A 20917-nucleotide genomic window follows, 5' to 3' on the forward strand; every position below is an offset into this window, starting at 1 on the left:
TAGTCAATATAGATTTTGAGTACTTTTTAACCATGGAATCTTTGTCTGCAATTGGGGCAGAACATGCTGCTCCAGTGCCTGACGACTGCTTCGATAGATTTTTTCAGCGGCATCTTCGTTTTCTCCTCTTCGGGAGATCAAATAAACTGTTCTCTGCAATGCGGGGCCGGGCAGTGGCAGAACGGCAACTTTGTCCCAGAACGACAGCCCCTGGGCGACACATAACGGCGAGGTGATTGTCCATCCGAGCCCTGAAGCCACCATCGCCATGACTACATCAGCCGAATCAATTTCCAGATAATGGGGAATGCTGACATTGCATCGACGCAAATAACGCTCGATCTGTCCGCCGTAATGAGAGCGTGACGCAAAGCGAATAAAAGGCATGGCCTGTGCGCACGCATTCAGATCCCGTTTTGCGAGCAGGGCTTCCTTTTCTTTCGATACAACTATCAGGAACGGCTCCTGATAAAGCTTGGTTCTGACCAGATCGTCCATATCCTCGACAGGGTCAGACGACACAATCAGGTCCAGTTGGCGGTTCAACAGACCATTTGAATGGGTGTGGGAAAGCCCTGACCACGCCAGGATGCGGCTGGTATTGGTCACCATCGATTTCAGAACGTATGGGCCCACCGTTGCAGAGAAGGAATCGATCATGCCCAACCGGATCTCCACCTGGTTGAATAAAGCCGCTTCGCGTGTTTGTGCAATCAGCCGATCCATTTCTTCCACAATCTGCTTGGCCTTGCGACTGAGGGAAATGCCAGCGGGCGTCAGTTTGAACGGGCGTCGCTTGCGATCGATCACTTGTGTCTTGAGGATCTCCTCAATATTGGAGACCACCTGAGATACCGCTGATTGACTGATACCAAGCTCTTTGGCGGCATGAGAAAAATTTCCATGCGTTGCCAGTACCTCAAAAATCCTTAATGCCTTAATATCCAAGGAAGTGGCCTTGGTCATGTCTGCCTCCATTTTTTTATTAGCAATATACGGTACAAAGCAAATTTATCCTAGGATATAGCTCATACCATAAGTGAAAATTATAGTAAGTCACATTTGTGCTAATGATGAGGCGTTCAAACCGGTTTGTCAGCATGACATTGAGCCAAGCGCGGCGCGATCAACGCGGGGTGACGGTTTAACTGGAAAAGGCAGGGTATTGCGTTTGTGTTGACATTGCTGCCCACGCAGTTGCGCTGACCTGGCCACACAACTCCCTGGACGAAGCGAGTTATGTGATGTGAACGCTATCGTTGCAGTAGTGCAGCACGATTGATGAACGAGGGAGGGTATGGGTTGCGACTCAAAGAACCCAGCGTTCTCCAGGCTTATTCATCAGAGATTGAGCCGAAGCCGGGTGATTCGAATTAGCGCAAAAATAATGACAGCTGATGAGAACAGTAGGGTCGAGGCTAAACGGATGACACCCCGGCAGACGCTGGCAGCGTGTCGTCGCGAAAAGCAGCAAGCAGCGGGTCAATTGCAGCAACCGGCGTAACGGCCAGGGACGACAAGCCGAGCCATGATGCCAAAAGCCTGAGTTCTTCGATCAGCCGTTCTATCGTGTGCGGCGGAGCATTGGGCTCGACATGCGCGCGCTGGACGATCAGTGTGGCAGACTGGCGCTCCGCCTTCAGATCCACCCGCGCCACGATCGCGCCATCCAGCAGGAAGGGCAGCACGTAATAGCCGTGCTCGCGTTTGTGCGCGGGCGTGTAGATTTCCAGTCGATAGTAAAAGTCGAACAGCCTCTCTGTACGGGCGCGATGCCAGATAAGCGGATCAAAGGGCGAGAGCAGCGCGGCGCCTTCGATCTTGCGGCCGGCGCGCGCGTCCTTGTGCAGATAGGCTTGTTGTCGCCAGCCGCGCACGCGCACGGGGATGAGGGTCCCTTGCTCGACCAGTTGCTCCAGCGGCCGCCGCACGTCCGCAGCGGGAATCCGGTAATAATCGCGCAGGTCTTCCTCGGTGGCAATGCCCAGGGCCTTGGCGGACCTGGCGAGCAGGGCGCGCTGTGCATCCACGGCATTTGGCGTAGGGTGTTCGAGTACGGTGCGAGGCAAGACGCGTTCAGGCAGGTCATAGACGCGCTCGAAACTGCCGCGGCGATGCGTCGAGGCAATCTGGCCCGACCAGAACAGCCATTCGATGGCGTGCTTTACTTCGCTCCACGCCCACATCTCCTTGGCCGCTCCCTTGGCAGGTTTGTCGGCGGCGGGCGACAGATCGGAGGCTGCCAGGGGGCCTTCGGCGCCGATGCGACGCAGGATGGCATCCGCTTCGGCTCGTCTTGCTTTGGCGAAGGGTTGTAGCTGCGTCCAGACGCCCTCGCCACGAAGCGCGCGATCCATGCGCCAGCGCAATAAAGGCTGGCAGTCCATCGGCAACAGCGAGGCCGCATGTCCCCAATATTCAAAGAAGCGCTTGGACTTGGCGATTGTATCGGTGTCTAAAAGCGTGCGATCGTAGGAACCCAGACGGGAGAAGAGCGGCAGGTAATGGGCACGCACAAGGACGTTCACACTGTCGATCTGGAGCACGCCCAGCTGTCCGATGGACCTGCGCAGGTGCGCGGTGCTGATGTTGCCATCACGGCTCAGGCCATTGAATCCCTGCGCCGTCAGCGCGATACGACGAGCCTGGGCAGGGGAGATTTCCGAATTCGTTAATGTTGACATTAATACAACGCCTTATTGCTTGGCTGGAGGACGCAGGACGTGCGTAGACGAGCGGCGGGTTTTTTCCATTATAGATATGGAATAAAAGAGCACCTTACTGATGCGTAGAGGTAGACGAAAATAGTCGGTGCGCTCGTGTCCAGAAACAGCGCTTTTGAGCGAAGTTAATTGTCGGGCCTCGGCAGAGTGATAGAATAGCGCGCCGATTTGATCCGGCTGAAATTAACATCAACACTAATCTCAACAAAACATGAAAAAACTTGACTATCTTGAACAAAAAATTATGCTCGCCGGCAGGCTTGCGCTGGTCTTGCTGGGAGTGATCTTCTTAGTGTTTGCCATCTGGTGGGTTGTTCTGAGCGTGCCCAACGGCTGGCGGCTTTATCTGGCCGACAATACCGAGAGCCGCGTACAAAAGTTAGCAGGCTACAAGCCCGATGCGAAGGCTTTTGAGGAGGCCGTTCGCAGTTCGCAAGCGAGAGCCAGCGGCGAGGACGAAGACGCCCGCAAGCTGCGCGAGGCCATGAAGACACCGGAAATTGCCGCGCATTACGATAGCATCATCCGTCAGATCCGCGCCTTTGTAGATAGCAAGCCGGCAGAGCGCGCACAGATTGAAGCCGCGGCGATAGAGAAAGGGACTCTTCCACTGGCCCCGGATCGGTTCGAAGCTATTGACAAGTACGACACCCTTTGCGACGCCGGAGCCGAAGCAGTAGAAGTTGATGCAGCAGCGACCAGCGAGGAAGAACTTCCACATTGCAACAAACACACGGTGCGCGGAGCAATCGTGGAAAACCTCAACTCTGTCCTGTACTGGGCCCACAATGACGACGAAAAGCTCGCCTTGCACAAAAGCTTCATCGCTGGTCTGGACCAAAGTATCAGTGGCTATCTGGATGGCAAGACACCACGCGACTCTCTTTTTGCCCTGCCTGCCATGCAGATTAACTCTACTTTGATTTCATCGTATACAACGCAGTTCTCTGAAAAACTCCGCGAGTCTCGCTCCGATGAGAGCATAGGCCGCGAAATGGACAAACTTGCTAAAGGTGTCACGCCGCTAACTGTGCTGGCCAATCCGTTTGTGATCGGCGTGCTGGTGTTCCTGGTGGTATTCGTAAACCTGATGATGATGCTGGCTGTGATGCGCATTGGGCGTCGGCTGGATCATGAAGACGGCACGAAGTCTTAAATCAGGCTTGATAGCAGAATAATAATCCGCGCCATTTTGTAGGTGGCGCGGATTTTTTTGGAAAGACGGTTTAACACTGATCAGCGCAGAGCTTGTATAGTCATCAATGATATGTCGAAAAAACCGTAAAGAATCGACCTGTTTTTTGAGTGTGGTTAAAATGGTGCCTCTTTTCGACATACCAGTGGCTCATCACAGCTACCGCCAAACTGATAAATGAGTGCACCATGTCCTGGCGCTTTCATATCACATGGATTTGTACAGTTCGACGATCAATGCATTGGTGTATTTGATCAGCGTTCAATAACAACTGCCTGTCGGCTCCAGGCTTTCCGATAAGTTGTACGCCCAGTGGCAGCCCCTCGGGTGACTGGGCGGTTGGCAAATGTATGGCAGGCCAGCCAAGCAGCGTCCAGATTCGATTGAAGGTGGATTCGCCTGTGCTTTTCAATCCACGGGGTGCAGCACCTTTTGCGCTGGGCGTCAATATCACATCTGTGTCCTGTAGCGCATGCAGCAAGCGCGCCTCAGAAGACCTTGCTGTGCTGAGTGCAAGGTGATAGTCAGCCGTTGAAATACCAGCGCCCTGTTCGCAAGTTGCACGCAGTGTTGTACTGAAGCGGCTCCAGTTCGCCGCATGTGTTGTCTGTATGCTGCGCGCCATTTCATAGAACATGATTATTTTATGCGCAGTGGTCAGCGTGTTCCATTCGTCTTCGATGCTCAGCAAAGACAGGTTGGCGCTGTTTTCTGTCAGGCGGGTACATGCCATGTCCATTTCGCTTACTGTCTCGGCATTGGGGCCGGCGTGTAATGCATCTACGCGAGCCACCCGCAAACCGTCGATCATGATGGGCGACGGCGCTGGCTGGTGTGGCAGCAGGACCTGGGCAATACGATCGGCCAGTTTCACATTTGTCGTAAACCAGCCCAGCGTGTCCAGGCGCTGGCTCACGCCCGTCACGCCTTTCATGGGCACAAGGCCATACGTGGGTTTGAACCCGACTGTCCCACAGTACGCGGCAGGGCGGATGATCGAGCCTCCAGTCTGGGTGCCAAGTGCAGCCTCTACCATCCTGCATGCCACGGCTGCAGCCGATCCGCTGGACGATCCGCCAGGCGTATGCGCCGGATTCCACGGGTTGCTCGTAGGTCCGGGGTGAGCGTATGCCATTTCGGCGGTGACCGTTTTACCCACAGGTATCGCGCCGGCCTCCCGTAAAAGCGCTACGCAATCGGCATCGGCGTCTGCGCATGGTAATGGCGCATTTTGCGTCACGCCGTTGCCGGTAGGCATGCCGGCAACATCGATAATGTCCTTGATTCCCACCGCCAGTCCTGAAAGCGACCCTTCCTGAGCCCGCGCTTTCAGCTCCTTTAGCGTACGGGCCAGAGCGTCCCGCTCAAACCAGGCCCAGGCTTGCACGGTAGGTTCGTGCCGGCCGATATGGTCCAGCAATTGGCTATGTATGTCGGGATCACGCAGATCTTCGTAGGAATTGGTCGCATTCATTCTCTGGAGTATGCGGCAAAACGGGCAGGGCGCGGCGTGACTTTTTGGAAGTGCCGTCGTTCCGAATGATTGTTTGTCACGGCAGCGCAAGTTGGGCGAGAATGCATTACATAGGAGGCATACTCAATGCACACATTTTCTGATCAGCTTGGTTTGCCCTGCGTTGTCATGCGTGGAGGTACATCCAAGGGCCCGTTCTTTCTGGCATCCGATCTGCCCCCGCCGGGCGAGCAGCGCGATCGCATCTTGCTGCGGGTTTTGGGCGCGCTTGAGCCCAGGCGTATCGACGGCATTGGCGGGCCGGACCCGCTGGTGAACAAAATTGCGATTATCTCTCCGTCCAAACGCGCCGATGCTGATGTGGATTACCTGTTCGCTCAAGTCTGCGTTCACAAAAATACGATTGATTACAACGTCAACTGTGGCAATATGCTGGCGGCCGTCGGTCCCTACGCCATTGACCAGGGTTTGGTGAAAGCTGAAGGTCAGGCAACCACGGTCCGGATATTCAATGTCAACACCGCCAAGCGCATCGTCGCTACGGTACAGACCGATAATGGGCGTACTCTGTACCAGGGTGATGCGCGGATCGACGGCGTGCCGGGCCAGGCTGCGCCAGTCTGGTTGCGCTTTGAAGACATGGCGGGCGCCAAGACCGGCAAATTGCTGCCAACCGGAAACGTTGTCGATATCATGGACGGCATCGAGGTGAGCTGCGTGGATGCCGCGGTACCCATGGCCATTGTCGCAGCCGACGCATTCGGGCTGACGGGGCATGAGCCTGCCGAGGTAATTAATGCCGACGCCGATTTGCTGGCGAAGGTGGAAAATTTGCGCTGTATTGCCGGCCGCGCCATGGGCCTGGGCGACGTATCGCGCTCTGAAATGCCCAAGCTGACGCTGGTGGCGGCGCCTGCCGGCAACGACGCGACACTGGCCGCCCGCTATTTCATGCCCTATACATGCCATTCCGGCTTTGCCGTGACCGGTGCGGTTTGCCTGGGGGTGGCCGCGTTTCTAGGCGGCTCTGTCGCCCAACGCGTTGCCCGGCACACATCCGGCCCCGTCTGTATTGAACACCCACAGGGAAGTATCGAGGTGGATGTGCAGTGCTATAGTGCTGGCGCCGATGGCGATCCGGACATACGCGCGGTCAGTCTGCTGCGTACTGCCAGGCGATTGTTCGCAGGGACCGTCTATGTCCCGGATAGCCTCGTATCCGAAGCGCTGGAACCTATTTTTCAGGAGCTAGTCACATCATGAATCGCCGCCAATTCCTTCTTAGTGGATCAATTGCCGCAGGTACATTCGCTTTCCCGACTGTTTTTGCCTCAAACTATCCCACGCGTCCGGTGAGTCTTATTGTGCCATTTCCGGCTGGTGGCGGCACCGATACTCTGGCTCGTCGCCTGGCCCGGTTTGCCGCGGAAAAATGGGGTGTGCCCGTCGTTGTGGAAAACAGGCCCGGTGCGGGTGGCGGGATTGGCGCAGCCCAGGTGGCGTCAGCCAAACCCGATGGCCACACGCTGCTGATGACCACGGCCGGAGTCAGCTCCATTAATCCCGAGCTCTACAGCAAGCTATCCTATGATCCGGCTACGCAATTTAGCCCGATCAGCCGTGTCGCATCGACCGTGTTTGTCGTCGTGGTCAACCCGTCATTGCAAGTGAAATCAATAAAAGAACTTGTCGCCCTGGCCAAAAGCAAACCAGGTGCCTTGACCTTCGGCACCGCAGGTAACGGCGCCGCCGGCCACTTACCGGCGGAACTGTTCAAGAAAATGGCGGAAGTGGAAATCCAACATATCCCATATCGCGGCACTTCCCCTGCGCTTGTGGATCTGCAGGGTGGGCAGATCTCGATGATGTTCGCCATTCTTGGCGCCGCGTTGCCTGCCATCAAATCAGGCGCTTTGCGTGCCCTGGCCACGACCGGTCAACAGCGCTCGGTCGTATTGCCGGATCTGCCCACGGTTGCCGAAGACGCATTACCTGGTTATTCCGCCGATGAATGGTGGGGCGTGGCCGCGCCCGCAGGCACGCCACCGGCAGCCATTGACCGCTGGAATTTGGCCATGGGGGAGTTTTTCAAAGATGCCGAGTCAAATGCCTGGCTTGTCGGTAGCGGTTTTGAACCGGCATATGATTCACCCAGCGCATTTTCAGACTTGATTGCCAATGACCGCAAGAAGTGGAGCAAGGTTATTCACGATGCAGGCGTTGTCGTGGGCTGATCATGCCGTCTTTGCCGCATCCTGGCTGCCCAGCAAGCTCAGCAGTCGGGAGGCGGCTGGCGACAAGATGACACCCGGGTCGCAGACCAGGCACAAATCGAATTTTGCCCAGGAGTCTTTCAACGAAACCAGCGAGATATCCGGCGCAGTAATTAGCTGCGTCGGACTCAGGGGTACCACCGCAATGCCTGCACCGGCGCGCACCAGCGAGAACACGGCAGAAAAACTGGTAACCAGCGAGTCGAGCGCCACGTCTTCCGATAGCGCAGATGATGGCGCACCTGCCAGGCGCCCAAGGGCGCTATCGGCTGCTCGGCCAATATGCGGATAAGCAAGCGTATCGGCATATTGAACGGCATCTTGCCCAGCCAAGGGGTGGTTCTTCGGAACCGCCAATACCAAAGGCGTGCTCCGATATGGACGCGCCGTGAGCGCACCCAGTTCGGTCTGCGCACTGGCAATTCCAATATCTGCCCAGCCCTCGGCGACCGCCTGCACAACGGCAATGCTTGTGGCTTCGCGAACCGATATCCTGATGTCGGGATATTGACGATTGAAATACACCAACTGATCGGCAAGCCCGCAAGCCAGGCCGGAAGTATTGGAAGCCAGGCGCACGCTTCCGGCCGTGCCGTCCGTAAAGTCGGCCATATCATTCTGAAGGTTGTGAAACTCTTTCAGTATTAACTGGGCCCGGCGTGAAAGCGCAACGCCTGCCTGGTTTAGCCTTGCCCCCTGGGAATGACGCTCCAGTATTGCTGTGCCCAGTTGATCTTCCAGCTCCAATATTCGTTTGCTAACAGCGGAGGCCGTCAGGTGCATGCTTTCAGCGGCACGGGCTACGCTGCCCGTAGCCTTAACCGCCAGTACCAGTTGCAAGGTGAACAAGTCAAAGCGTGGCATGGTGGCCTGTATTTTTGTTTTCATGGGTTTGCTCAAAAGCGTTTAGTTCAGTGTTGGGGGTTCTGGTTGGGAAGTGAGCTGCGTGTTCGGGATGCAATAATGGCAGCCAGGTGGAGACTACGTTGATAAATGTAATTATTGGTCAGTAAGTTAGCGGAATTTTGTGAAATTGTCGAGACTCTTACTGATAGGTGATGATGAACCTGGTTGCGCTGCAGGTTGTTCAAACTTAAAAATACGGCTTTAGCGCAAAGTTCATGGCGCTGCTCCAGCAGAGTGATAGAATAGCGCGCGGCTGAAATTGGGCTGAAAATAACATCAACGCCAACATTAACAACAACATGAAAAAACTTGACTATCTTGAACAAAAAATAATGGCCGCTGGCCGGCTTGCCTTGGTCTTGCTGGGGGTGATCTTCCTGGCGTTTGCCATCTGGTGGGTTGTCCTGAGCGTGCCTAACGGCTGGCGGCTGTATCTGGCCGACAATGACCAGACCAGCGTACAGAAAGCTGCGGGCTTTAAGCCCGATGCAAAGGCTTTTGAGGATGCGGTTCGTAGCACACAGGCCAGTACGACCGGCGAGGACGAAGACACGATCAAACTGCACGAAGCAATGAAAACGCAGGACATCGCTGCGCATTACGATAACATCATCCGCCAGATCCACGCCTTTGCCGATAGCAAGCCCGAAGAGCGCGCACGTATTGAAGCAGCCGCGCTAGAGAACGGCACGGTGCCGCTGGCTCCGGTCGAGTTTGAGGCCGTTGATAAGTACACCACCCTTTGTGGTCCCGAGTCTGATGCAACGGCTGCCGCCGTTGAAGCTGCTGCCGCCGCTGTTGCCGCCGACGCCGCAGCGACGGTTGACGCGCAAGCGGAAGCCGCGGATGAAGAGGCGCAGACTGAAGTGGACGTGCTCCCGCATTGCGGCAAGTCGACCGTGCGCGGCACAATCGTGGAGAATCTGAATACCGTTCTGTACACTGCGGACAGCGACGAAGACAAGCTCGCCCTGCACAAAGCCTTTATCGCAGGTCTGGACCAAAGTGTGAGTGGCTATCTGGATGGCAAGACGCCGCGTGATTCCCTGTTCGCGCTGCCTGCTGTGCAGATTAGCACCACATTGATTTCGTCTTTCTCAACGCAATTCTCGGAAAAACTCAATGCCTCGGACGCCGATGACCGCTTGGGCAACGAAATGGAAAAACTCATTAAAGGCGTCACGCCACTGACTGTGCTGGCCAATCCGTTTGTGATCGGCGTGCTGGTGTTCCTGGTGGTATTCGTAAACCTGATGATGATGCTAGCTGTGATGCGCATTGGGCGTCGGCTGGACCAGGATGCAACGAAGTCGTAAGTTGGACAATAGAGCAAGATAATAATCCGCGCCATTTTGTATGTGGCGCGGATTTTTTTTTGGAAAGACGGTTCAGTACTGATTCTTGCGGTCTTGCATGCTTGTGTCATCTTCAGTCGTTCGTGCGATCGACTGCGATATGACAAATGAGTAGCCGACTGCAACCGGTCAAACCATTAAATAATTTAATTCACCCGAAACTTGGCAATGACTTTCTCATCCAGTTTTAACCCCCATCCCGGTCCTTCGGGAACCTTGTATACGCCATTGATAAACGGATTTCGATTTTCGACGAGACTATAAAATAGAGGGTCACGATCCGGGTGGAAAACTTCCAGGAATGTGCCATTTGGGATCGAGGCCAACAGGTGCGCCGATACTTGGGGTTCCTCGTGGTGGGCCATTTCAACTTCGAAAGACATTGCCATGGCCGCAACGCGGCGCCATTCCGTGGGGCCGCCACTCCAGCTGGCGTCAAAGTTGCAGACGTCTATCGATCGATCCATCATGAGATCGCGACAACCGCCACGGTGGTATTCACTTTGCCCAGCTGCGACCGGAATACCGGTTACCTGGCGAACAAGCGCCATGGATGATCTATCGTTATACCACCGGCAAGGCTCTTCGAACCAACGGATATTACAATCTTGCACTGCAAGCCCGAACTTGATCGCGTCCCGCTGGGTGAATCCTTGATTTGCATCGACACACAGGATAAAGTCATCACCTACCGCCGCACGCGCCGCTTTTACCCGGGCGGCATCTTCTTCGGGGCTCCTGCCACCGACCTTAAATTTGCACCCTGCTAGCCCGTCTTTTCTTAATGCCTCCATTTCGGTGCCGAAGTCTGCCAGCTGCTTACCTTCCTCGTAGTACCCTGCAATAGCGATGACCTGCAGACTGTCACGGTAGCCGCCCCAAAGCTTATAGAGAGGTTGGTTAAGCGCCTTGCCCCAGGCATCCAGAACGGCGCTATCGATGCATGCCTGCGCATTGGTCGCCAGCTTGCGGTCGCGCAGGATATTGTAGGTGGGGGCCAGGGCTGCCTGCCACACTTGTTCGCTTGAAAAAATGTCCAGTCCAATAACTTTGGGTTTGATTTCTTCGTGAATGATTTTCAGGATCTCGGCCTGCGTTTCGAATTCGTCACCGTTATAGCATTCACCAATAATGCCCTCATCGGTATATATCCGGGTAATAATCGTACAGCGGTGAGTCATGTGGTAATAGCTGCCCTTGAAGGTTTTGGGCAATGGCATTTCAAGGGCGATTGTTTCAATATCTGTGATTTTCACGTTGCATCCTTATTGTTTGGTGAAGATGGTCAGGCATTCAATTGGAAACTCAATTTGCACGTTCTCGGCCTGCGCAAAGCGAGGCACCGTGCCAAGTTCGACGATGTCCATGATTTGCCCAAAGAAAGACAGGGTATATAGCGTCTGGGTGCCGAGATACTGGCGATGAAGAACGCGTGCTTCATGCAAGCCTGGTCGAAGAGCCAAAGCGTGGTCGTACATTTTTACATTCTCTGGCCGTATCGCCATCTGCGCCTGGCCTGCCTGGACTCGGAAGTCTGCAGGCAGGACCATGAGTCGTTCTGCATGCCCATCAATGTAGACTTCACGAGATCCACCGGGCAGGTCACGCAGATGCACATTCAGTACCGTCGCGGCACCGGTAAAGTTCGCAACGAACAAGTCTCTCGGATTGTTATAGACTTCCGTGGGCACGTCGTGCTGCAACATTTGGCCGTCCTTCATGACGCCTATCCGGTCGCCAATAACAACCGCTTCGGCTTGGTCATGTGTTACATACAATGCCGTTACGCCGGCGTCTTTGACGATTTTGCGCAGATCGTCGCGCAACCTGATCCGCAACTTCGCGTCCAGGTTTGACAGGGGTTCATCCAGAAGAAGCAGGGTGGGTTTATAGGAGAGGCTGCGCGCCAGCGCAACCCGTTGCATTTGACCGCCACTGAGTGCGACAACCGGCCTGTCTGCATATTCCTGCAGCCCGACCAGCTCCAACGCTTCCTGTGCTTGCGAGCGTATATCCTTGCGCGACAGCTTCTTATTGCGCAAGGGATACTCAACGTTTTGCCGTACCGACATATGTGGCCATACCGCATAGGACTGAAAAACCATGCCAAGATTGCGATGCTGAGGTGCTATGAAAATCCCGTTTGCGGGGTCAGCCACAATGCGGCCGCCGATACTGATGGTCCCGCCGGTGGGATGGTCAAGGCCTGCAACGGAGCGTAAAGTGGTCGTTTTTCCACATCCGGACGGCCCCAGCAACGCCAGGATATTGCCTGCTTCGATCGTAAATGAAACGTTATCGACCGCCGGCTTCATGCCGGCGCCGTAGCTTTTCATCAGGTTCGTGATGACGAGTTCAGAAGACATGCTGCACCTCAGTGAACACCGAAAACCTGGTTCCACTTCGCCAGCCATTCGTTGCGCAGTGAAGTGAATTCCTTGCTATCGGGAATCCAGATTTTGGTGGAAGTATCTGCACCTTCGGGCATGGGCGCATTCTTCATGACAGAAAAACCGCCGCCATTTTTGACCCATGCGCTCTGGCCCTCTGCAGACAATGCCCAGTTCATGAACAGCCGAGCTGCATTGGGATTCTTGCTATCTTTGACCACTCCAGCGACCGAAGCCGTCACGGGCACGCCCTCGGTGGGGTAAACCACTTTGATGGGTGCGCCGTCACGCACCATTGGAATGACCGAGTTCGACTGTACTCCACCCAGCAACGCTTCACCCCGCACAATGCCGCTGGCCGCCGGTGCCCCGCTGGGGTAAAGCATGGGTTTGTTCGCTGCCAGTTTTTCCCAGTAATCGTCGCCCACGACTTTCCGTTCGAAAAGTGCGCGTGTCCAGGTAGAGCCGCCGGAGTTGGCAACCACGGTTCCCACTTTGCCTGCGTATTTCTTATCGGTCAGGTCAGCCCAACTGGTGGGTGGCGCGACACCGGAAGCGGCGTTGTATGCGATAACGAAACCCCATACCGTCTTGGGCCATACATTGGGTATATCCTTTAGCGATTCCGGATACTGATCTGCATTTGGCGGTGCATAATTAGCAAACACCTGCGTGAAGCTTTGCACCAAGCCGCGGTCGGACATGTCGATGACGTCCGCGGCCAGTTTGCCGGCGGCCGCTTCCGTCTGGATTCGTGTCGCCAGACGACTACCAGGCGCCCGAACAATTTCCACTTTTATGTTGGGGAATTTTTTGTTGAACTGCGCAACCAGGTCTTGTTCGGACTCCAGTTGGTTAGCGGTGTAAATGACCAGTTTTCCTTCTTTTTCTGCTGCTTTTACCAAATCAGCTTCAGTATTTGCTGATGCTGTACTCGTGAAAAATACCGTGATTAATGAAGCCAGCAGTAACCTGCGATTCATTGTCTTTTGCAGTATCCTCATGTGTGTCTCCTCACTTTTATTTGGCGATGCTCATCATTCTTCCCAGCCAGGTCGTGAAAAGGACGACCATGACAAGTATCGCGGTTTGAACTACGCTAAATGCAGCTGTGACGCCAAAATTTCCTCCTTCATAGAGATTGACCAATAACACCGACATCGGCAGACTTTTGCTTGAATACAAAAACAATGAAGATCCAAGCTCTCTGATGGCCAGAATAAAGAGCAGGCTCATCGAGGAAACAAGACCGGGGGCGATGAGCGGTACAATAATTTTTCTAATGGTGTACAGGCGGCCCCGACCGCATATGAGCGATGCTTCCTCCAGTTCCGTATGTATTTGCAGTAGCGATGTAGATAGTGATTTGACGGTGTCTGGAATAAAGCGCGCGACGAAGGCAAGCGCCAGAATCCAGATAGATCCATAGATACCGCCGGGCAGGGATATCCACGCCCAAATGTAGGCAACCCCAATGACCAGTCCCGGAATTGCAATGGGCAGTGTCGAGATGATGTCAATCAGGCGGCGAAATGGCAATTTGGTCCGGTAAATCGTATACGCGAGCATGAAAGACAGGATCCCGCCGGCAATCGCAGTAATAAACCCTATCTTTAATGTATTCAGAAGAGAGAGCATCGTCAGGCTGTTGGAGAATAATCTCTCGAAGTGTCCGAGCGAGTAGGCCGATAGATCGAAAAGCGCGGCAGCATCGGGCAGGTACAGAAATTTTCTAAGCGATCCAACAATGAGCGCCCCCATTGGCAGGACCACTGCGACGAAAAGATAGACAATAGAAATGCCGAGCGTTACGTATTTCCAATGCCCCAGATCGATGCGCCTGGGCTTGAAGGCCTTGCCGGCAACCGTCACATAGGATTTTCCTCTGAGCACACGCTGCTGGGCAATCACAGCCAACGCGGTGACAAAAATCAGGATTAATGACGTTGCTGCGGCTCGGTTGAAGTCGGCCGGCGCACTCGATAGCAGTTCATAGATATAGGTTGTCAGAACCGTATAGCGTTCGGGCGTACCCAGCGTGGCCGGGATCCCGTATATTCCCAGCATAACAACAAAGGACAGCATGGATCCCGCGATGATCGCCGGCATGATAAGGGGTAGCGTAATCTGGAAGATGGTTTTCCAGGTTGACACGCCGGAGATCGCGGCCGCTTCCTCCAATGAGGGATCCATATTTTTCATTGCTGATGCAGTGAACATATAGACATAAGGCGCGTAATAAATGCCAAAAATGACAATGATGCCAAGGGGGGTGTAGAAATTGACCTTGAATGACAGGCCCAGGCTGCTGAGCAACACATTTAACAGTCCTGTTTGAGGCGAGCCCAGAATAGACCATGCGACACCCGCCACCAGAGGAGGGATCAGCAACGGCATAATGCTTGTGGCTTCAATGGCTTTGGCAAATGGGGTGTTGGTGCGCGCAGTTACCCAGGAGAAGAATAGGCCTACCACAACGGCAATGATCGTTCCGCCGGTGCAGACAACCAATGTATTCCATGTGACGCGCAGCACGTTTGGATCGTGGACGACGCGCAGGAATGCGTCGAAGCCGATTGTGCTTGTTGCTGAGGTGGGCCCCCCGGTTGAGACTGCGCCTACCCCCAGCATGAAGATCGGATAGATGATCAGAAAGCCCAGCACCGACAGCAAAAATAGCGTCCAGGTAATACGGTAGATGGTCAATTGCCTGCTTTGGTTTTGCATTGAATACCCCTGTTGCACTCGGACCGATTCGGTTGAAACCGGACAGGATTCCCGTGGATGAAGCCATTCGCGTACCACTTTCGTCGTTTTATATTTCCATTGCTTTAGAGAAACGAAATGCTGCCGACGGATCGCTATTGGTCGATGGGTGAGCCGTCTCTGTGCATGCGCATGAGTACCGGCTTGCTTAGCGCAGGCCTTATCTTTACTGGATCAGGAACAAGATCAATGCCAATGCCAGCACGATCAGGGATCTGGACGAACCCGTTTACCGGCACAGGAACCTCATCAACAATGTCAGAGCCCAAATGATTGGTTTGAGATACCATGACATTCGCTTCAAAGCCGGTGGAGTATTCCTGTATTGCAAAGTTAGGGATTGCCGCGTCCAGTTGCAGGCAGGCCGCCAGACCGATTGGCGAAAGCGGGTTGTGCGGCACAATCATGACATTATGTGCTTCGGCGATGGCGGCAACTTTGCGTGCGCCCGTTATTCCTCCGCATAAGCACAGATCAACCCTCGCATATTCCATCGCGTTGCGGTTCAGAAGTGCCTTGAACTCGTAGATATTGGAGAAGCGCTCGCCAGTAGCAATAGGGATGTTGATTTTGTCGGCGATTCGCGCCATGGAATCCGCATCTTCATAGCGCATCGGATCTTCGATAAACATGGGGTGGAATTCTTCGATGCCCTGGGCAAACACAATGGCCTCAGCGGGTGTGAGGCGCCTGTGTATTTCAATGCACAGGTCCATGTCGTTACCTGCGACTTCCCTCATGCGCGCGACATTGTCGATTGCGTCACGCATTTTCGCCACGTGAGGTTTGAAGTAAACCTGATCTTCCCCTTCATCAAGAAACGGATTGATATGGCCCACCGCTGTAAAACCCTGCTCCTTGCGAGTTCGCAGCTCACGCAGGACACCTTCGATATTTTTCTCATAAACGTGTCCATAGACACGTGTGCTGTGGCGAACGGCTCCGCCAAGCAGCTCATACACAGGCACGTTCAGCGCTTTGCCTTTTATGTCCCAAAGGGCGATATCAATGGCTGCGATCGCGCTATTGATGGCGTGCCCCTGGAAATAGGAATAGCGGTGCATGACGTTCCAATGGTGCTCGATAGGGTAGGGGTCTTTCCCTTCAAGATAGGTAGCGAACTTTTTAATTGCTGTTGCGGACGCTTCGATATGTCCCCAGGCGCCCGCTTCTCCCACGCCGTGAATGCCAGTGTCAGTCTCTATTCTGACGAAAAGGAATTGCCCGGCGTGTATCGCCTCTACCTTGGTGATTTTCATGTCTGCTCCGATTGCTCCTGCTTTTTGCAGAAATCTATTAGAATGTTAGCGTTAACATTAACAGACGAAAAAACCATTGTCAATACATATACAAGTGTATAGTACCACTTTAATATCAGTGAAGACAGCCAGCAGTGCAGGTAAGATGGACATTTTTAAAATTCGGGGTTTCGCATGAAAGAGTACAAACGTTGGGTGACGATGGCCGACGTAGCTGAGCGAGCAAACGTTTCGATGATTACCGTATCGCGGGTAATTCGAACCCCCGATAAAGTGGCCAGTGAAACCCGCGCAAGAGTGCAATCGGCAATTAAAGACCTGGGTTATGTTCCGAACGAAGGCGCCGGTGATTTATCGTCCCAGCAAAATCGCACCGTAGGCGCCCTTATCCCGACCTTGACCGGCTCCGCGTTTACGTCCACGATCGACGGCCTTTCTACGCGACTGCGGCTGGCGCAGCATCAGTTATTGTTTGCCTGCACCGATTATTCCAGTGACAAGGAAGAAGATTTCATCGCTACCATGCTGCGCCGCAGGCCGGCTGGCCTGGTGCTGACCAGTGCCACGCACACGCGGGAAACTAAAGCCCTGCTGGACCATTGCGGGATTCCCGTAGTTGAGGTGTGGGAGTTGCCGGAAACCAGTGCGCACCACGCCGTGGGGTTTTCCAATCATGATGCGGGGTTTGCGATGGTGAAATATCTCTACGAACTGTCGTATCAGCGCGTTGGTTTTATCGGCAACCCGTTAACGAGCAATCGCTCCTTGCAGCGGCTTTATGGGTATGAGGCCGCTTGCCGGCAATATGGAAATGGCCAGATTCGGCGGATTAGCGATAACAAACAAGGCCCCAATAACTCAAAACGGGGCGCCCAGGAGTTTGAAGCATTGGTAGCCAAATGGCCGGATACCGATGCAGTATTTTGTGCTTCGGATACCCTTGCCCTTGGTGCGCTAAGCCAGGCGCAGCGAATGGGTTTATCGGTACCGGGAGATATCGCTGTGGCCGGGTTCGGGGACTTTGAATTTTCCGATGAATATGGCTTGGATCTGACTACGGTTCGCGTACCCGGATTTCAAATAGGGGAGTTTGCTGCCCAGTTGATATTGAATCGGGATGGCGTGGCCAGGCATGTACCGCAGAGAATTGATGTGGGGTATGAGATTGTGAGAAGGCGGACGGCGTAGGGATTTGTAGAATAAGCGCTGCATGTTTCGAGGTTAACGGCTGCCCGGAAATGCGAAAGCGCCTTGGCTAGTCAATGGCTCATGGCCCCGACGCCAGCAAGAGAAGCGAGCAGCACGTGCTGCTCGTTTACGTCCATTCTCCGGCTATGTTCTCTGTAGGGGATAATTTCTCATGATTATTCCTATTCCGCGTACGATTAAGGCTTAAGGGTTTGCAATCGCCTGAACAATCGCTTCGCCCATGGCACGCGTTCCCACGCTGGTCTGGCCCGGGATCGCGATGTCCGGCGTGCGCACGCCTTGCTCCAGCACGGCCGATACTGCGTGTTCTATGAGGTCCGCCTGGTCGGTCATGCCGAACGAATAACGCAGCATCATCGCCACCGACAGAATCGAAGCAATCGGGTTGGCCAGATCGCGCCCGGCGATGTCGGGTGCGCTGCCATGCACGGGCTCGTACAGCCCCTTGCCTTCCTGGTTCAACGATGCCGAAGGCAGCATACCTATCGAGCCTGTCATCATCGCAGCCATATCGGACAGGATGTCGCCGAACAGATTGCCGGTCACCACCACATCAAAATCCAGTGGCCGGCGCAGCATGGCCATTGCGGCGGCATCGACGAACAGGTGGCTTAGCGTAACATCGGGATATTCGGTGCCCACGCGCGTAACCACTTCGCGCCAAAGCAGCATGCTTTCCAGAACATTGGCCTTGTCAACGGAGCAGACCTGCTTGCGACGCTGGCGGGCGGTGCGAAAAGCGGTATGGGCTATACGCTCGATTTCGGATTCCGAGTATCGCATGGTGTTGTAGCCTTCACGTTCTCCAGAGGGCAGCAAGCGTTCCCCGCGTGGTTCGCCAAAATAAACGTCGCTAGATAACTCACGCAGAATCATCATGTCCAGGCCGTCTATTACCTCCGGCTTGAGCGTGGAAGCCTGCGCCAGCGCCGGAAAGAGCACGGCGGGCCGGTAATTGGCAAACAGTCCCAAGGCCTGACGCAAACGCAACAGGCTGGCGCCTGGCCGCTGCGCGTAGGGCAGGCTCTCGTCGCCGGGCATGCCGGCAGCGCCGAACAAAATGGCGTCGGCATGCTGGGCGATCTTGAGCGTGTCATCCGGCAACGGATCGCCGGCCTGAGAAACGGCTGCCCCGCCGATGGGTGCGTACGTCAATTCCAGCTCGGCGCGGCCCGCCAGCACGGTCTCCAGCACCTTGACGGCCTGGGCGGTGACCTCTGGTCCGATGCCGTCCCCGGCCAATACTGCGATCTTCATTTTTTCTCCGTTGTTCAAAAGTCCGCGGAAAGGGCTCCGCAAAAAGGGGTTACCAGGTCCGGTGCCGGTGTTCAAACTCGGCGATGCGGTCGGCGCTCGCCAATGTGTAGTCGATCTCGTCCAAACCTTGCAGCAGGCAATGCCTGGCGAATCCGTCGATATCGAACGTGTAGCACGAACCATCTGGCGCCCTGACATGCTGCGCCTGCAGGTCAACCTGCAGCCTGAGGCCGGGTTCGGCCTCGCACACAGCCAGCAGATGATCGACATCCTCTTTGCGCAGTACGATCGGCAAAAAGCCGTTTTTCAGTGCATTGCCGTAGAAGATGTCTCCGAAACTGGGGGCGATGCCCACACGGAAACCATAGTCGTACAGGGCCCACACCGCATGCTCGCGCGAGGAGCCGCAACCGAAGTTATCGCGTGCCACCATAATCTGCGCCTTGTGGTAGGCCGGCAGATCCAGCACGAAGCGGCTGGCCTCATCGCGGGCGGGTCGGTTGCGCAGGTCGCGAAACAGATAGTGGCCGAAATCGTCCGAGCGGGGTTTTTGCAGATAGCGGGCGGGTACGATCTGATCGGTATCGACATTGGCTCGCGCCAAGGGCAACGCCACGGCGTTAAGGGTCGTAAATGCTTGCATGATCAACGCTCCTGTCGCAGTTGGCGAACATCGCACAGGTGCCCAGTCACTGCGGCGGCTGCCGCCATGGCCGGACTCATCAAGTGTGTGCGCGAGCCCGGCCCCTGTCGTCCCACGAAATTGCGGTTGGACGTCGAGGCGCAGCGCTGGCCCGGCGGGACAACATCGCCATTGGTGGCAAGGCACATTGAACAACCGGCGTGCCGCCACTGGAAGCCTGCTTCAATGAATATCCGATGCAGGCCTTCCTGTTCGGCCTGCTTGCGCACCAGGCCTGAACCAGGCACCACCCAGGCCTGCACGCCCTGGGCCACGCGCCGGCCTTGTATAACTTGTGCGGCGCTGCGCAGGTCCTCGATTCTGCCGTTTGTACAGGAACCGATAAAGACGTGGTTTACGCTGATATCCGTGAGCGCCATGCTGGGTGTCAGGCCCATATAGTGCAGGGTTGCGGCCATGCTTTCGCGCTGTTCTGCCTGAGCCAGTTTTGCCGGGTCGGGCACCAGAGCAGAGATCGGCGCTGCATCCTGGGGGCTGTTGCCCCAGGTGACCATGGGTTCGATGGTGCTGGCATCAATATGCACCTCCTGATCGAAATGCGCGTCTTCATCGGAGCACAGACTGCGCCACTGCGCCAAGCGTTCATCCCAGGCTTGTTCGTTCTGCGCAAAAGGCCGGCCGGCCAGCCATTCGAAGGTGGTGTCGTCCGGTGCAATCATGCCAGCCCGTGCGCCGGCCTCAATGCTCATATTGCAGATGGTCATGCGACCTTCGACCGACATGGCGCGAATCGTCTCACCCGCGTATTCGATGACGTGGCCTGTGGCGCCGGCGGCACCGATACGTGCGATCACTGCCAGGATAATGTCCTTGGGGCCGACGCCCGGGCCCGGGCTGCCATCGATTTGAATCCGCAATGTTTTGGGGCGGCGCTGCCATAATGTTTGCGTGGCCAGCACGTGCGCAACCTCGGAAGCGCCGATGCCGAAAGCCAGGGCGCCCAGTGCGCCGTGGGTCGAGGTATGGCTATCTCCGCAGACGATCAACATACCGGGCAGGGACAGACCCTGTTCGGGTGCCATGACATGAATAATTCCCTGCCGCGGGTCGTCCAGACCGAAGAAGCGTATGCCTGCCGTGCCGGCATCGTGTTGCAATGCCAGAGCCATGGCGCGTTTCTCGGGATCGTCAATGTCGTCCAACTGGCGGCTAATTGTCGGAACGTAATGATCAGCCGTGGCCGCTGCCAGATCGGGTCGACGCACTGTCAGGCCGCGCTGGCGCAGCATTTCAAAGGCTGGAGCCGAGCCATCCTGGACCAGATGCCGGTCAATGAAGAGCAGGCTTTGGCCATCCTCGCGCGTCATAATGCGATGACGCTCCCATATCTTGTCAAACAGTGTTCGCGCTGCGGCTGATGCTTCTCGTGATGTCATTGCTGGAAAAACCTTGTGTAAACAGGAGGGT

At 55.3% G+C, this 20917-nt stretch carries 17 protein-coding genes; 5 read left to right on the forward strand and 12 right to left on the reverse strand.

Annotated elements, in window-relative coordinates:
• Window positions 1–3: 3 nt before the first annotated feature.
• The gene (locus tag EV681_RS14810; protein ID WP_128392731.1) at window positions 4–966 is read right to left on the reverse strand and encodes a LysR family transcriptional regulator; all 963 of its coding nucleotides are present in this window, start codon (window positions 964–966) and stop codon (window positions 4–6) included.
• Between the two features lie 452 nt (window positions 967–1418).
• Entirely contained in the window at window positions 1419–2684 is a 1266-nt protein-coding gene (locus EV681_RS14815) for a winged helix-turn-helix domain-containing protein (protein WP_130304403.1), read from the reverse strand.
• Between the two features lie 250 nt (window positions 2685–2934).
• On the opposite strand from EV681_RS14815, the gene EV681_RS14820 reads away from it, so the two are divergent.
• On the forward strand, window positions 2935–3879 hold the full coding sequence (locus tag EV681_RS14820) for a hypothetical protein (protein ID WP_128392729.1): 945 nt from the start codon (window positions 2935–2937) through the stop codon (window positions 3877–3879).
• A gap of 241 nt (window positions 3880–4120) precedes the next feature.
• On the opposite strand, the gene EV681_RS14825 is transcribed toward EV681_RS14820, so the two are convergent.
• On the reverse strand, window positions 4121–5392 hold the full coding sequence (locus EV681_RS14825; RefSeq protein WP_128392728.1) for an amidase: 1272 nt from the start codon (window positions 5390–5392) through the stop codon (window positions 4121–4123).
• 126 nt (window positions 5393–5518) lie between these two features.
• Here EV681_RS14825 and EV681_RS14830 point away from each other — a divergent pair, with 126 nt between their 5' ends.
• Window positions 5519–6655, forward strand: coding sequence for a 4-oxalomesaconate tautomerase (locus tag EV681_RS14830; protein ID WP_130304404.1), 1137 nt, complete (start codon window positions 5519–5521; stop codon window positions 6653–6655).
• Entirely contained in the window at window positions 6652–7626 is a 975-nt protein-coding gene (locus tag EV681_RS14835; RefSeq protein ID WP_130304405.1) for a Bug family tripartite tricarboxylate transporter substrate binding protein, read from the forward strand. Before EV681_RS14830 ends, EV681_RS14835 begins: the two co-directional genes overlap by 4 nt.
• Here EV681_RS14835 and EV681_RS14840 read toward each other — a convergent pair whose 3' ends face one another.
• Window positions 7627–8553, reverse strand: coding sequence for a LysR family transcriptional regulator (locus EV681_RS14840; protein WP_130304406.1), 927 nt, complete (start codon window positions 8551–8553; stop codon window positions 7627–7629). It abuts the gene before it with no gap.
• 317 nt (window positions 8554–8870) lie between these two features.
• Between EV681_RS14840 and EV681_RS14845 the strand changes: the two genes are divergently transcribed.
• Window positions 8871–9887, forward strand: coding sequence for a hypothetical protein (locus EV681_RS14845; protein WP_128392724.1), 1017 nt, complete (start codon window positions 8871–8873; stop codon window positions 9885–9887).
• Between the two features lie 185 nt (window positions 9888–10072).
• Here the strand turns inward: EV681_RS14845 and EV681_RS14850 are convergent, their stop codons facing one another.
• The 5 genes from EV681_RS14850 to dgoD all read right to left on the reverse strand — a co-directional run bounded on the left by EV681_RS14850 (window position 10073) and on the right by dgoD (window position 16341).
• Window positions 10073–11182, reverse strand: coding sequence for a mandelate racemase/muconate lactonizing enzyme family protein (locus EV681_RS14850; RefSeq protein ID WP_207227077.1), 1110 nt, complete (start codon window positions 11180–11182; stop codon window positions 10073–10075).
• Window positions 11183–11191: 9 nt separating this feature from the next.
• Window positions 11192–12292, reverse strand: a complete 1101-nt coding sequence (locus tag EV681_RS14855; protein ID WP_130304407.1) for an ABC transporter ATP-binding protein — start codon at window positions 12290–12292, stop codon at window positions 11192–11194.
• An 8-nt stretch (window positions 12293–12300) separates the two neighbouring features.
• On the reverse strand, window positions 12301–13320 hold the full coding sequence (locus EV681_RS14860) for an ABC transporter substrate-binding protein (protein ID WP_130304408.1): 1020 nt from the start codon (window positions 13318–13320) through the stop codon (window positions 12301–12303).
• Between the two features lie 16 nt (window positions 13321–13336).
• A complete protein-coding gene (locus EV681_RS14865) occupies window positions 13337–15043 on the reverse strand; it encodes an ABC transporter permease (RefSeq protein ID WP_130304409.1) in 1707 nt (568 codons plus the stop codon).
• A gap of 134 nt (window positions 15044–15177) precedes the next feature.
• On the reverse strand, window positions 15178–16341 hold the full coding sequence (dgoD, locus tag EV681_RS14870; protein ID WP_130304410.1) for a galactonate dehydratase: 1164 nt from the start codon (window positions 16339–16341) through the stop codon (window positions 15178–15180).
• A gap of 174 nt (window positions 16342–16515) precedes the next feature.
• Here dgoD and EV681_RS14875 point away from each other — a divergent pair, with 174 nt between their 5' ends.
• Entirely contained in the window at window positions 16516–17529 is a 1014-nt protein-coding gene (locus EV681_RS14875; protein WP_130304411.1) for a LacI family DNA-binding transcriptional regulator, read from the forward strand.
• A gap of 204 nt (window positions 17530–17733) precedes the next feature.
• Here EV681_RS14875 and leuB read toward each other — a convergent pair whose 3' ends face one another.
• Genes leuB through leuC form a run of 3 tightly spaced genes read right to left on the reverse strand, consistent with a single transcriptional unit; the run spans window position 17734 to window position 20886 of the window.
• Window positions 17734–18807, reverse strand: a complete 1074-nt coding sequence (leuB, locus tag EV681_RS14880; RefSeq protein ID WP_130304412.1) for a 3-isopropylmalate dehydrogenase — start codon at window positions 18805–18807, stop codon at window positions 17734–17736.
• Between the two features lie 49 nt (window positions 18808–18856).
• Entirely contained in the window at window positions 18857–19450 is a 594-nt protein-coding gene (gene leuD, locus EV681_RS14885; protein WP_130304413.1) for a 3-isopropylmalate dehydratase small subunit, read from the reverse strand.
• A gap of 2 nt (window positions 19451–19452) precedes the next feature.
• Complete coding sequence (gene leuC, locus EV681_RS14890; protein WP_130304414.1) at window positions 19453–20886, reverse strand: 3-isopropylmalate dehydratase large subunit; 1434 nt, start codon at window positions 20884–20886, stop codon at window positions 19453–19455.
• Window positions 20887–20917 lie beyond the last annotated feature (31 nt).

The sequence above is a fragment of the Advenella incenata genome (assembly GCF_004217095.1).
Taxonomy (GTDB): Bacteria; Pseudomonadota; Gammaproteobacteria; order Burkholderiales; family Burkholderiaceae_B; genus Advenella; species Advenella incenata.

What these genes read in the sequence shown, in the direction of transcription:
- EV681_RS14825 (WP_128392728.1), bottom strand. Translation starts at nt 5,392, where the DNA reads ATGAATGCGACCAATTCCTACGAAGATCTGCGTGATCCCGACATACAT.
- EV681_RS14855 (WP_130304407.1), bottom strand. Translation starts at nt 12,292, where the DNA reads ATGTCTTCTGAACTCGTCATCACGAACCTGATGAAAAGCTACGGCGCC.
- EV681_RS14810 (WP_128392731.1), bottom strand. Translation starts at nt 966, where the DNA reads ATGACCAAGGCCACTTCCTTGGATATTAAGGCATTAAGGATTTTTGAG.
- EV681_RS14875 (WP_130304411.1), top strand. Translation starts at nt 16,516, where the DNA reads ATGAAAGAGTACAAACGTTGGGTGACGATGGCCGACGTAGCTGAGCGA.
- leuD (WP_130304413.1), bottom strand. Translation starts at nt 19,450, where the DNA reads ATGCAAGCATTTACGACCCTTAACGCCGTGGCGTTGCCCTTGGCGCGA.
- EV681_RS14820 (WP_128392729.1), top strand. Translation starts at nt 2,935, where the DNA reads ATGAAAAAACTTGACTATCTTGAACAAAAAATTATGCTCGCCGGCAGG.
- dgoD (WP_130304410.1), bottom strand. Translation starts at nt 16,341, where the DNA reads ATGAAAATCACCAAGGTAGAGGCGATACACGCCGGGCAATTCCTTTTC.
- EV681_RS14830 (WP_130304404.1), top strand. Translation starts at nt 5,519, where the DNA reads ATGCACACATTTTCTGATCAGCTTGGTTTGCCCTGCGTTGTCATGCGT.
- EV681_RS14845 (WP_128392724.1), top strand. Translation starts at nt 8,871, where the DNA reads ATGAAAAAACTTGACTATCTTGAACAAAAAATAATGGCCGCTGGCCGG.
- EV681_RS14865 (WP_130304409.1), bottom strand. Translation starts at nt 15,043, where the DNA reads ATGCAAAACCAAAGCAGGCAATTGACCATCTACCGTATTACCTGGACG.
- leuB (WP_130304412.1), bottom strand. Translation starts at nt 18,807, where the DNA reads ATGAAGATCGCAGTATTGGCCGGGGACGGCATCGGACCAGAGGTCACC.
- EV681_RS14860 (WP_130304408.1), bottom strand. Translation starts at nt 13,320, where the DNA reads ATGAGGATACTGCAAAAGACAATGAATCGCAGGTTACTGCTGGCTTCA.
- EV681_RS14835 (WP_130304405.1), top strand. Translation starts at nt 6,652, where the DNA reads ATGAATCGCCGCCAATTCCTTCTTAGTGGATCAATTGCCGCAGGTACA.
- EV681_RS14840 (WP_130304406.1), bottom strand. Translation starts at nt 8,553, where the DNA reads ATGAAAACAAAAATACAGGCCACCATGCCACGCTTTGACTTGTTCACC.
- leuC (WP_130304414.1), bottom strand. Translation starts at nt 20,886, where the DNA reads ATGACATCACGAGAAGCATCAGCCGCAGCGCGAACACTGTTTGACAAG.
- EV681_RS14815 (WP_130304403.1), bottom strand. Translation starts at nt 2,684, where the DNA reads ATGTCAACATTAACGAATTCGGAAATCTCCCCTGCCCAGGCTCGTCGT.